This window comes from Cellulosilyticum sp. I15G10I2 (assembly GCF_900095725.1).
GTDB lineage: Bacteria > Bacillota > Clostridia > Lachnospirales > Cellulosilyticaceae > FMMP01.
Map to the genome: position 1 here is coordinate 305,657 of NZ_FMMP01000006.1, position 12,505 is coordinate 318,161.

Below are 12,505 nucleotides of genomic sequence, written 5' to 3' on the forward strand. Positions count from 1 at the left end.
TGTCATGGAAAGTATAGAGCAATACTAATATAATAAATATTTATGGAGAATGACTATGAACGATACTAAGATAATAGATAAACTGAAGAGGAAAGGTATCTTATTTGCTAAAGGGCTGACCCCAGAAGAAATTGATGAAGTCCAAGAGAGATATAATATTACCTTTCCTCCAGATTTGAAAGACTTTTTAAGCTCAGCCCTCCCACTCTCACATAATTTTGTTAACTGGAGAGATACAAGTAAAGAAAATATAGCCTCTATTTATGCCAGAATAGATTGGCCGCTTGAAGGAATGCTATTTGATATTGAGAATAATGTTTTTTGGTATGATGGCTGGGGAGAAAAGCCAGATAGTCTTGAAGACGCGTTCAATATATGTAAAGAAGAGTTTAAGAAAGTTCCTAAATTAATACCCATATGTTCACATAGATATATACCTTCGGAACCAAATGAAGCTGGTAACCCAATATTTTCAGTTTATCAAACAGATATAATATATTATGGGGAAGACTTAACCTCATACCTTGAAATTGAGTTTGGATTTAAAAAATATGAACGAATGAATTTTAGTTCTATTAAAGATATTAGATTTTGGATTGATTTACAAGGTTAGTGAGAGCTTAGGATAGCCTCAACCTTTTTATATGAAGTTACAAAAGAGAAGGGATTATGAGGGTTATCACTAAGTAAATGAAATCATAATAACAATGGTTTAATACTTTATAGCATCTTGGAGGCAAACTTAGTGAAGAAAGAATTGTTTAAATACTTGGAAAAAGATTTCCCCGATCTTAATAGTGATATATATGTAAGATACGAATTAGGAGAGCCTTATGAAAATGGCTCAGATGAAAGAATACATCAAGTAAGTTATCGAGTAATCTCAATATTTGAGGACTTATTTAATATGAATGATTTTATATATATTTATATTAAAGATTGGGAAGTAGATAGAGATATTATGTTTGGTGATACAACACCTGAATATTTATATCAATTACTAAATGGTAAAACGCTTGAAGAAGAAATTTTATATGAACCAGATGAAGATATTGATGAAGAGGGGAATGATATAACTATTAATCATGAATATAAAGTTATGTTATGGTATGGGCGTTTGTCAGAAGTTCCATATAAAGAAATATTAAAAGGCATTGCAAATTATGAACAAGGGAGAGAGCCTTCTATAGGACAAAGTATTTACTTTATCAACACTAAAAAAGATATTATATTTAATATGTATGATGATAGGGTTGCATTGTATTTTCAAATTCTCCAGATAAATTGAGATATGTTTATGATAAATATAACAAATGGATTGTCGATTATTGGCGTGAACAGATAGATAGCATTTTTAATTAGCCATAAATGTTTTTAAGGAGATGGTTAATCAATGTTAGGGGCAAATAATTATAAGACAGTGCAACTTATTTTTAAGTTAGGAGGACAATCATAATGAATAATATGGGGGTGTGTTTTGAAATTCCAAATTCTTATGGGAGCTATCTATCTGAAATATTAGAGCACATACCATTTGAAGAATTTCAATGGTTAATTAATAGTGACGAAATTCACTTACTGGATAATAACGAATTCACCAATGAGTTTTTGGTTAAAGAGGAGGATAGAATACTGCCTGGAGACAGATTATACAATACTGCTAAGAGTAACGCGTATTATATGGTCTTTGTTACTTTAAGAGCCTTCTTAAAAGTTATTATAGCGGTAACATTTGTTCAGGCTGTTTTACAAATAAAGGAGGCATATAAATCATGAAAAAGAAGTGGTTAAACTATATAATCTTTATTTTGGTTGCATCTTGTTTTATATTTGTAGGAAGCATAACGTTAGATAATTTTAATAGTTATGTGCAAAAACTTATTGCTCGAACTATGCAAGTGCCTGGGTTTTGGATTCTTTATATCGATGTAGCACTATATGTAGGTTTTGGAATACTTATTGGATTAGATTATCTTATAAGGGAAAAAAGAAAAACAGGTAAGTGGAAGATCAATATTAGCAAATTTATTATTATTGGATTTCCGTGTCTTGTTTTTGCATCTGTAGTTCCTATAAGTATAGGGCTTCAGATTACGATAGGTAGTTTTATGGTTAGGGGGTTAAATATTTATATGCCTTTATTTAAGATTTTATTAGGCTATACTATAGTAACCAGTTTTTACAAAGAAAGTGATACAGAAGGAATATAGTATTATTAATACTATAAATGTCTAAAGGAGGAGAGAAATGTTTCTATTTTTAAACTTAATACTTAATATTGGATTAATAGCCACGATATGTCTTTATATTTTTAGGATAGTTCAGGATATTAATAAATTAAGAAGTAAAGGAAACATATATTTAACTTCAAAATTGCAAATGAATGAAGTCATATTGTTGACAATAGTAATGACTGTAGGCTTTTCTATTATATATATACCACAAAATGAAGATGCATTTCAAAAAGTCATTATTGCTATCTTTGGGATAGTGGTAGTAGGGTATTGGGCTTATCGAGCTTTTAGTAAGAAAAGCATATGTGAGTATGTTATTATTACTAATGAATATATTTATTCAGCTAAGAGTTATATTGGACATGAATGGGCTACAATGATGGAAGAAGAGGGAACTTCGAAATTATGGATAAAATTAAAACGAAAATCACTGTTTGGAAGAGATATAACAAAGGAAGTTTATTTTATTTTAAAGAATGAGCAAGTACATATGATTGAAGAACTTTTAAATAACTGGAAGAGGTGATGTATATAAATAAAAAAAGTATAGAGGTATAATGCGAAATAAATATTGCGTAAATTCTGGAAAGTGTTTATAATGAGGTGGGGAAATAATATTGTATAGGAGGGGCGTTTTGTGAATAGTGTAGTTAATACTGAAGTATCGCAAGGTAATACATATGTTTCAGAAAGCAATTCATATTTTGATGGGGGCCTTTTACAATTAATTGGATGGAGCCTATTAGGTGGGCTGGTTACGACGGTTACCCTTGGTATCTGTTATCCTTGGGCGCTTTGTATGGTATATGGTTGGAAGGTTAATCATACAGTAATTGAAGGAAGAAGACTAAAATTTACAGGGAGTGCTATTGGGTTATTTGGTAACTGGATAAAATGGTTATTTCTTTGTATAATTACTATTGGAATATATAGTTTATGGCTAGGTATTGCACTTGAAAAATGGAAAGTTAAAAATACAACTTTCGCTAATTAAAAGAATAACCCAAAGGTTTATTAGGCCTTTGGGTCTTTTTTTTGCAAGAAAAACCAGGGTAAATTAGAGTTTCTTCTAGAAAAGTGCTGCAAGTGGTGATTAACACAATAAATAAAGTCATTTTATAGGTGAAAATTTTGTTGCGGCAAAGACTAGTGGGAGTACAAAAATTTATACTTAATTTAGTCTTATTATCTATTATAAGCTTACAGTTATTTAAGGTTATGGTATACTTAGGACATAGCAAAGTAATGTTAAAAATAGGGGGTAAGAAGAATGATTGCTTTTTTTACTGCAGGAATAGGACTTTATCTGATTATATTTGTTGCTAAAGTTACGGAGGTAACCTTGGCGATATTAAGAACTATTATGATTACAAAAGGAGAAAGAATAGCAGGCTCCATCATTGGTTTTTTTGAGGTGTTAATTTGGGTTGCACTTGTAAGTACAGTATTAACAAATATTGCAGCTGATCCTTATAAGATTGTGGCTTTTGCTCTAGGGTTTTCAGCAGGTAATTATCTAGGCTCAGTTATAGAATCTAAGATAGGTCTTGGTACTACAACCATTACTGTTATTGTAGGACAAGACAAAGGGCCGGAACTTGCGAGATATTTACAGGAAAAAAACTTAGGTACAACGCTGATGAACGGAAGTGGCAAAGAAGAAACGACTAAAAACATTCTGATGCTTGTTGTAAAAAGAAAACATGCACCTGAGATTATTGAACTTATCAAAAATTATGATCATACAGCTTTTATTACAATAGCCGAAACCAAACCTGTTTATGGAGGTTATGGATTAAGAAAATAAGCAGCATTAGGTAAATAAATAAGGCCATGGGCTAGGTGTTTATTCTATAGGATTAAGTACCTAGCCCTAGAGCATTATAATAAGGCGTGTTATAATAATGTTTAAGAAATACATAAGTTCATTAAAATGTAGCAACCTGTTGCAAAAGACAATCTCAAGCATCAATAGGGAGGATAACATGATAAGAAAAGCCCAATTAAAGGATATTAAGGCTTTAGTTAAACTAAGAATGGCGCTTATAAGAGAAGCAAATCATATACAAGAAGATGAAGACATTTCGGAAATAGAAAAGAATATCGTTTCTTATTTAGAAGAAAATCTGGATGGAGAGTTTTTGGTATGGGTTATAGAGGAGGACGGAGAGATTGTGGCTACAAGCGGTTTAAATCTATTTCAGAAGCCACCGACTTATGCAAATCCAACGGGGCAGGAAGCTTTTATTATGAACATTTATGTTACGCCGGCTTCAAGAAGAAAAGGATATGCAGCCTGTTTAATCCATGAGATCATCCGGTATTTAAAGACTACAGGATGTAACAAAATTAATCTTGTTGCGACAGAAGCTGGTAAATACGTGTATGAAAAAATAGGATTTAAAGCAAAAGATGGGGTTATGGAGTATACATTATAAAGCAGGCAGTTTTAGATAAGGGGTGAAAAGAGATGCAAATAACAAGAATTAAAGTAGAAGGGCTATATGGTTTACATGATTATGAGATTCCGTTTAGCGTAGATGAGAATATTAAAATTATTCATGCACCCAATGGGTACGGCAAAACAACACTGCTTAAGCTTATAAGTGATATCATTAATTGTAAGTTATTTGAAATCAGTGTGATTCCTTTTAGCTGCTTTAGCATAGAATTTGATAATTTTACAACTATTCAAGTGATTAAAGAGAGTAAAGAGGAAGCAGTTATTAAATATATTGTTAAAAAAGACGAGGTATTTACAGAGTATATAGTTTCTGATCGCTTAAATGCTAGTGGGGTGTTAGATAATTCACTACCTATCCATTATATTGAAAATAATCTACCTTTCCTTAAGCGAATTGCACAAACAGCCTGGTATGATACAAAGACGAATGAAAAAGTAAGTTATGATGAAGTTATTCAAGGATATGGAGAACAACTTTTTGTAAATAGTGAGCTTGCGATGAGCCTTGATGCTGTTAGACAAGCTATGCCTGTTCATTTTATACATGCAAACAGACTTGTAGATACACAAAATTTAAGTGAAGGACGTATCATAGGTAGAAGAAAAAATATGATGCCTTCTGTGCTGGTCTATTCAAAAGAATTAGCCGATAGAATAGATACAACCCTTGCTCAGTCAGCAGAAATAGCACAAGAACTTGATCGTACATTTCCGGCAAGACTTATAGCCGAAATTACAAGTCAAGAGCATGAAGATGATATCAGTTTAGAAACAATTAATAATCAGCTTCAAGCGCTAGAACAAAGACGCTTGAAGTTAGAAAAGATAGGGCTCTTGTCAGGCGGCGTGCTTAAAGCAATAAACAACTTAGAAGAAATAGATAGTCATACTCTGAAGGTATTAAAGTTGTATATCAAAGACAGCCAGACTAAACTGGACGTCTTTGATAACATAGAAACCAAGATGAACTTGATGAGAGAAATTATTAACAAAAGGTTTAATTATAAAACGATGCAGTTTAATAAACAAAAGGGATTTATCTTTGAACTGCCTAACAAAAGTATGCTTAGTCCAGATAAGCTTTCTTCAGGAGAGCAAAATGAGCTTATACTTATATTTGAGCTGCTTTTTAAATCCCAGGCTAATTCACTAATTTTAATCGATGAACCAGAAATTTCACTGCATATTGCATGGCAGCAGCAGTTTTTAGAAGATATGCAGGCTATATCAGATTTAACAGATGTAAAAATTATTATTGCAACACACTCACCAGATATTATCAACGGCAGATGGGATTTAACTACAGGCTTGGAGGAATGCTAATGAGGCAATATATTAATGCAGCAAGGCTTTTGACAAAAATTAAGATGTTGCGCAGCGGCAAAATAAGTAAAGGATTTATCTTAGTTGAAGGCATTACAGATTATAGACTCTATAGTAAATTTGTTGATGAGAACATGTGTGAGCTTATTATAGCAGATAGTAAAAGTAATGTTACGCAATGTATTGAAATATGTAATCGTGAAAAAGCACAAGGTATTATAGGTATTGTTGATGCAGATTTTTGGAGACTAGAGAAAGAGTTTCCCAAATATGAGAATTTATTTTTAACCGACTTTCATGACTTAGAATGTATGCTGATCAACTCACCGGCCTATGAGAATATCCTTGCAGAGTACGCTAATAGAAACAAATATTTAAGGTTTGAAGAACGTAAAAAAAAATCTCTTAAGCATATTTTGCTTGAAAGCGGTGCCAAAATAGGCTATCTTAGATGGTATTCACTGCAAAATAATTTAGGCCTAAAGTTCAGTAATCTTGACTTTGATAAATTTGTAAACGCCCAAGAATTAGAAATCGATATGCGAAAACTCATTGATAGCGTCCTTATACACTCTAAAAAACAAAATGGGTTAAATACCCAAAAAATCCTTAAGGACATAGAAAATCTTATTACTAAGCAAAATAGTTTGTGGGAAGTTTGTTGTGGACATGATCTTATTGAGCTGCTTACGGTTGGTCTTGTAGCTGTATTTGGGGAATATAATGCTAAAAATCTATTCCCAGGAAATTTAGAAGGAAGTTTTAGACTGGCTTATCAGTATAATTATTTTATGAAAACAAAACTCTACCAATGTATAACTAAATGGCAGGAGGCAAACCCAAGCTATCTTATTTTCGATGATAAAATTATAAAAAGCTTCGTATGATGGATACATACAAGAATAAAGAGGTATAGGCCTCTTTTTTTTTGGCTTAAGTGTATATTATAATGAATTTAATGAGTTTTTAAAGATAATGAAGTTAATAACAACTTTTAAGGAAGGAGCTATTAGGTTATGAATAAAAGCGATATCATTAAACTAAAGCATAGACTGCCTATTATTCCAGGAATTAATGGTCGTGAGGATTATTTGAATTCAGCAGTACTGGTCCTTTTAATGGTGCTTGACGAGGAATATCATTTTGTATTTCAAAAGAGAAGTCAGACGATTAGACAGGGGGGCGAAATTTGTTTTCCTGGAGGTAAATACGATAAGCGTCTAGATAAGAATACTCAGGATACTGCACTTCGGGAAACAGCAGAAGAAATAGGTGTTTTACCAGATCAGATTACCATTATAGGCGCGTTAGATCTTGTTATTGCACCTATAGGTGTTATAGTAGAACCTTACTTAGGACTTACAGAGCAAACTGATATCAATAAGTTCGACATCAACACTGATGAAGTAGAGCGTATTTTTACTTTGCCTGTTTCTTTTTTTAAAAATACCCCCCCTCAAGTTTATCAAACACAAGTAAAAGTACATCCCTCTTATATTGATGAGCAAGGGAAAGAGATTATGCTTTTTCCAGGAAGGACGCTAGGTATAGGAGATCATTATATAAAACCTTGGGGCAATGGCAGAAATACTATCTTTGTTTACCAAACTGAAGAAGGCGTGATATGGGGATTAACAGCAAGAATTATTTACGATGTGGTGCAAAGACTAAGTTTATAAATAGTGCAAGAATTTAATGTAACCCAAGCAATTTTATCCATTTACTTCGTAGTCACTTAAACATAAAATATGATTAATGTTTAAAGTTAAAATATAAAATTTTAAGAATAAAGGAGATATGTCTATGAAGTTTGGCTATTTTGATGATCTTAACAGGGAATACGTCATAACTACACCTAAGACGCCTTATCCCTGGATTAATTATCTTGGGAATGAGGCGTTTTTTGGTTTAATATCTAACACTAGCGGAGGATACTGCTTTTATAAAGATGCTAAACTAAGAAGAATTACACGATTTAGATACAATAGTGTTCCAGTTGATAATGGGGGAAGATATTTTTATATCAATGATAATGGTGATTTTTGGTCTCATACATGGAAACCTGTTAAAAAAGAACTTTCGTTTTATGAATGTCGACATGGACTTGGGTATTCTAAATTTATAGGGGAAAGAAATGGCGTTAATGTAGAGCAAACAGCATTTGTTCCATTAGGTGTTAATGCAGAAATACATAGTATTAAAGTAAAAAATACATCAAATATTCATAAATCTATTCAACTATTTTCTTTTGTTGAATTTTGTTTGTGGGATGCACATGATGATTCAACCAATTTTCAAAGGAATTTTAGTACAGGAGAAGTAGAAGTACAAGGAAGCAGTATTTATCATAAAACGGAGTATAAAGAAAGAAGAAATCACTATGCATTCTACTCTGTTAATGCGAAAGTAGATGGGTTTGATACTGATAGAGATTCGTTTGTTGGACTATATAATGGTTTTGAAGCCCCAGATAGTGTTGTAAATGGGACATGTAAAAATTCTGTAGCAAGCGGTTGGTCACCGATTGCGGCGCATCAAATTAATATTGATCTAGCTGTAGGAGAAGAAAAGACATATGTTTTTGTCTTAGGCTATGTTGAAAATGAGGAAGAAGAAAAATGGGAATCAAAAGGGGTTATTAATAAAGCGCCTGCTCAAGTTATTATGGAAAGATTTAAGAGTGATATGGCAGTAGAAAAAGCACTTCTTGAGCTTAAAAATTATTGGAATGGCTTATTGTCCCATTATATATTAGATAGTACTGATGAAAAACTTAATCGTATGGTCAATGTGTGGAATCCTTATCAATGCATGATTACTTTTAATATGTCAAGAAGTGCCTCTTATTTTGAGTCAGGTATTGGCCGTGGTATGGGCTTTAGGGATTCAAATCAAGATCTTCTGGGTTTTGTACATCAAATTCCAGAAAGAGCAAGAGAAAGAATTATTGATATTGCCTCAACACAGTTTGAAGATGGGGGATGTTATCACCAATATCAGCCATTAACTAAAAAAGGAAATAATGATATAGGAAGTGGCTTTAATGATGACCCATTATGGCTTATTCTTGGAACGACAGCTTATATCAAAGAGACAGGTGATAAAGAGATCTTAGATGAAATGGTGCCGTTTGATTGTGACAATAATAATACGGCTACATTATTTCATCATCTGAAGGTATCTTTTGACCATGTTATAAATAATGTTGGCCCACATGGGCTGCCGCTTATAGGGCGTGCAGACTGGAACGACTGTTTAAATCTCAACTGTTTCTCGACAACGCCAGGAGAATCATTTCAAACGACTGAAAATAAAGAAGGCGGTACAGCTGAGTCCGTTTTAATAGCTGGTATGTTTGTTTTTATAGGTAACGAGTATGTAGAACTTTGCAAAGAAATTGGCAACCAAGAAGAAGCCAAGAGGGCACAGGGGCATATTGATAAAATGAAAGAAATCGTTTTAACACATGGCTGCGATGGAGAGTGGTTCCTAAGAGCGTATGACTTCTATGGCAATAAGATTGGAAGCCGCGAAAATGAAGAAGGAAAAATCTTTATTGAACCGCAAGGTTTCTGCGTTATGGGTGGGATAGGCATAGAAAATGGATTAGCAGAGAAAGCACTTGATTCTGTTATTGAAAGGTTAGATACAGAGTATGGTATTGTCCTTAATAACCCAGCTTTTACGAAATATCATGTAGAAATGGGAGAAATCTCTACTTATCCGCAAGGTTACAAAGAAAATGCAGGAATCTTTTGCCACAACAACCCATGGATAGCATGTGCTGAAACAGTACTTGGCCGAGGGGATAGAGCTTTTGAAATTTATAAAAAGATAGCACCAGCATATCTTGAAGAAATCAGCGAGATCCATAAAACAGAGCCCTATGTATATTCACAAATGATAGCTGGCAAGGATGCTATAAGACATGGTGAAGCTAAAAACTCATGGCTTACTGGGACAGCAGCATGGAACTTTATCACGATTTCACAATGGATATTAGGTATTAAACCTGACTATAAAGGCTTAAAGATTGATCCTTGTATTCCAAGAGATTGGGAGGGATATCATATAATAAGAGCCTATAAGGGGGATCGCTATGATATCACTATTCGCAATCCGCATCATGTGTGCAAAGGGGTTAAACAATTAATAGTAGATGGTCAAAAGATAGAAGGCCATATTATTCCAACTTTCAAGGATCATCAAACCCACTATGTAGAAGTTATATTAGGTTAAATAAACAGTCCTCCTAAATGTGCTAGGAGGACTGTTTATTTGAGTTTTATAAACTAATGCACTCCTAAATTTTATAAGTTACAAGGTATTGTGAGCGACCATTTTAGTAAAAAGATTCAAAAAGTGGTGAATTAGTGGTATAATAGAATTTGAGTTAATAAAGAATGAGTGATATAGTGGATACACCTCATTTGAAAGAGATAAGGATTTTAAAAAGGAGGAAAAGAGTAAATGATGAAAAGAGTATGGGTAAGTTTTAGTGTGATTGCGGCATGTTTACTGGGAGGCCTTTTAATATTTAGTTCTATTTATACAGTAGATCAAACAGAATACGCGGTACTCATTACATTTGGTGAGCCTAGCGCAGATATTATTAGTCCAGGATTAAGGTTTAAACTGCCTTATCCTATTCAGCAGGTTAGAAAGTTATCAAGAGAGACATTCTCGCTTACTTTTGGGTATGAAGATACGCAAAATGGGATTGTTTCCCATGATAATGAAGCCAAAATGATTACTGGAGATGAAAATATTATTTTAGCAGATTTAGAGGTGCAGTGGCGAGTAGTTGACCCTGTTGCATATCTTTACCACACAGAAAATCCTATTAATATCTTATACAATGCAACTTCTGCTTCTTTAAGAGGCGTTATTGGCAGTTCGACTGTAGATGATGCATTAACGGATGGAAGAGCTAGAATTATCAATGATGTCAGAGAAAATTTAAGCCAACTGGTAGAAAACTATGATATAGGTATTTCAATTGTTAATGTCAATCTCCAGGATGTAGATTTGCCTAATGAAGAGGTAAGCAACGCATTTAAAAAAGTAACTTCTGCAAGGGAAGAAAGGGTAACTAAAATCAATGAAGCTACCCGCTATAAAAACGAAAAACTCAATACAGCTGAGGGGCAGAAAGAAGCGGTTATTTCTAAGGCAGAAGGGCAGAAAGTTGAAAGAATTGAAGCAGCTAGAGGAAATGTAGCCACCTTTAATGCACTTTATTCAGGTTATGTCAATAATAAAAATATTACAAGAGAAAGACTTATGATTGAAGCGCTCGAACAGGTGCTTCCGGGCGTGAAACTTTATATTATGGATGAAGGTGCAAGCGGAAACACAGTCAAGTATTTACCTATTGAAGCAGCAAAAGGAGGAAACAACTAATGAATATGTCTGATTTTTTTAAAGATGGAGACATCATAGATGAACAACCTCAAAAAATAAGAAAGCCATTCCCTAAATTTTTATCAATAGGAGTATTTATACTGATTTTGGGTATGATTTTTTTATGGAATAACCTTTATATTGTTCAGATTAATGAGTATAAAGTCGTAAGACAATTTGGTGAAATCATTAAAATAGTTGAAAAGCCAGGATTGAATTTTAAGATACCGTTTATTCAAAGTGTAACTTCATTACCTAAGTATGCTTTGGTATATGATGTACCACCTGCTGAAATTAATACGTTGGATAAAAAAAGAATTATGGTTGATTACTATGGTATTTGGAAAATTAGTGATCCTACGGCAATGATTGAAAGCTTAAGAACTTTAAATGGTGCAGAGGGAAGGCTTGGAGACATTATTTACTCTAACATCAGAACTGAGCTTGGTAAAATGAATTTTGATCAAATTATCAACTCTGAAAAGGGCAGCAGACTGAGTATTGATGCAGTTGTAGGCGAAGGTATTAATTTGATATTAAAAGAAAACAATACAGGCATTGAACTCATAGATATAAAGATGAAAAGGGCAGATTTGCCGGATACAAATGAGCAGTCAGTATTTTTAAGAATGATTTCTGAAAGAGAGAGTACGGCACAGGAGTATTTATCTCAAGGTGATGCTGAGGCGCTTAAGATTAAGGCTGAAACAGATAGAACAGTATCAGAAATGCTGGCAAGAGCTGAGGCAGATGCCAAAACGATTGTAGCAGAAGGGGAAAAGGAAGCAGCAAACATCTATAATGAAGCTTATTCAAAGGATCCGGAATTTTTTAGTATGTATAGATCTCTTGAATCTTATAGAACGACCATCAATAATGAAACAGTTGTAGTACTTCCAGTTGATTCACCTTATTTAAAATACTTAACAGGAAGATAGAACAAATAATTTAGCAAGTATTTAATGTAAAAGGCACTTAAGCTAAAAGCTAAGGGCCTTTTACATATAACAACCAATCATAGCTATTGACTTTTAGAAGAAATAATGGTAAAATGCAAAAAAAAGTGTTATAAAGTATAAAA

At 33.2% G+C, this 12,505-nt stretch carries 13 protein-coding genes and 1 pseudogene; all 14 read left to right on the forward strand.

The genetic code is table 11. The features are described from left to right. Window positions 1–55 precede the first annotated feature (55 nt). The 14 genes and pseudogenes from BN3326_RS01395 to hflC all read left to right on the forward strand — a co-directional run bounded on the left by BN3326_RS01395 (window position 56) and on the right by hflC (window position 12,362). A complete protein-coding gene (locus BN3326_RS01395) occupies window positions 56–613 on the forward strand; it encodes an SMI1/KNR4 family protein (RefSeq protein WP_069997332.1) in 558 nt (185 codons plus the stop codon). A gap of 132 nt (window positions 614–745) precedes the next feature. Beyond that, window positions 746–1,362 (forward strand): annotated as a pseudogene (locus tag BN3326_RS01400) (DUF3885 domain-containing protein). Between the two features lie 93 nt (window positions 1,363–1,455). Beyond that, the gene (locus tag BN3326_RS01405; RefSeq protein ID WP_069997333.1) at window positions 1,456–1,776 is read left to right on the forward strand and encodes a DUF2691 family protein; all 321 of its coding nucleotides are present in this window, start codon (window positions 1,456–1,458) and stop codon (window positions 1,774–1,776) included. Next, on the forward strand, window positions 1,773–2,210 hold the full coding sequence (locus BN3326_RS01410; RefSeq protein WP_069997334.1) for a hypothetical protein: 438 nt from the start codon (window positions 1,773–1,775) through the stop codon (window positions 2,208–2,210). The genes BN3326_RS01405 and BN3326_RS01410 overlap by 4 nt, the downstream gene beginning before the upstream one ends. A gap of 37 nt (window positions 2,211–2,247) precedes the next feature. Beyond that, on the forward strand, window positions 2,248–2,760 hold the full coding sequence (locus tag BN3326_RS01415; RefSeq protein ID WP_069997335.1) for a hypothetical protein: 513 nt from the start codon (window positions 2,248–2,250) through the stop codon (window positions 2,758–2,760). Between the two features lie 111 nt (window positions 2,761–2,871). Continuing rightward, complete coding sequence (locus tag BN3326_RS01420) at window positions 2,872–3,228, forward strand: YjgN family protein (RefSeq protein WP_069997336.1); 357 nt, start codon at window positions 2,872–2,874, stop codon at window positions 3,226–3,228. A gap of 276 nt (window positions 3,229–3,504) precedes the next feature. Next, complete coding sequence (locus BN3326_RS01425) at window positions 3,505–4,041, forward strand: DUF2179 domain-containing protein (RefSeq protein ID WP_069997337.1); 537 nt, start codon at window positions 3,505–3,507, stop codon at window positions 4,039–4,041. A gap of 178 nt (window positions 4,042–4,219) precedes the next feature. Next, window positions 4,220–4,672 carry a GNAT family N-acetyltransferase gene (locus BN3326_RS01430; protein ID WP_069997338.1) on the forward strand — a complete coding sequence of 151 codons (453 nt, stop codon included), beginning with the start codon at window positions 4,220–4,222 and terminating at the stop codon, window positions 4,670–4,672. 32 nt (window positions 4,673–4,704) lie between these two features. After that, entirely contained in the window at window positions 4,705–6,021 is a 1,317-nt protein-coding gene (locus tag BN3326_RS01435; RefSeq protein ID WP_069997339.1) for an AAA family ATPase, read from the forward strand. After that, complete coding sequence (locus BN3326_RS01440; protein ID WP_069997340.1) at window positions 6,021–6,908, forward strand: DUF4435 domain-containing protein; 888 nt, start codon at window positions 6,021–6,023, stop codon at window positions 6,906–6,908. Before BN3326_RS01435 ends, BN3326_RS01440 begins: the two co-directional genes overlap by 1 nt. Before the next feature lie 129 nt (window positions 6,909–7,037). Next, window positions 7,038–7,700, forward strand: a complete 663-nt coding sequence (locus tag BN3326_RS01445) for an NUDIX hydrolase (RefSeq protein WP_069997341.1) — start codon at window positions 7,038–7,040, stop codon at window positions 7,698–7,700. A 124-nt stretch (window positions 7,701–7,824) separates the two neighbouring features. Further along, window positions 7,825–10,260 (forward strand): glycoside hydrolase family 94 protein, encoded by a 2,436-nt coding sequence (locus tag BN3326_RS01450; RefSeq protein ID WP_069997342.1) that lies wholly within the window; start codon window positions 7,825–7,827, stop codon window positions 10,258–10,260. A 231-nt stretch (window positions 10,261–10,491) separates the two neighbouring features. Next, entirely contained in the window at window positions 10,492–11,424 is a 933-nt protein-coding gene (hflK, locus tag BN3326_RS01455; RefSeq protein ID WP_069997343.1) for an FtsH protease activity modulator HflK, read from the forward strand. Continuing rightward, complete coding sequence (gene hflC / locus BN3326_RS01460; RefSeq protein ID WP_207646297.1) at window positions 11,424–12,362, forward strand: protease modulator HflC; 939 nt, start codon at window positions 11,424–11,426, stop codon at window positions 12,360–12,362. Before hflK ends, hflC begins: the two co-directional genes overlap by 1 nt. Window positions 12,363–12,505 lie beyond the last annotated feature (143 nt).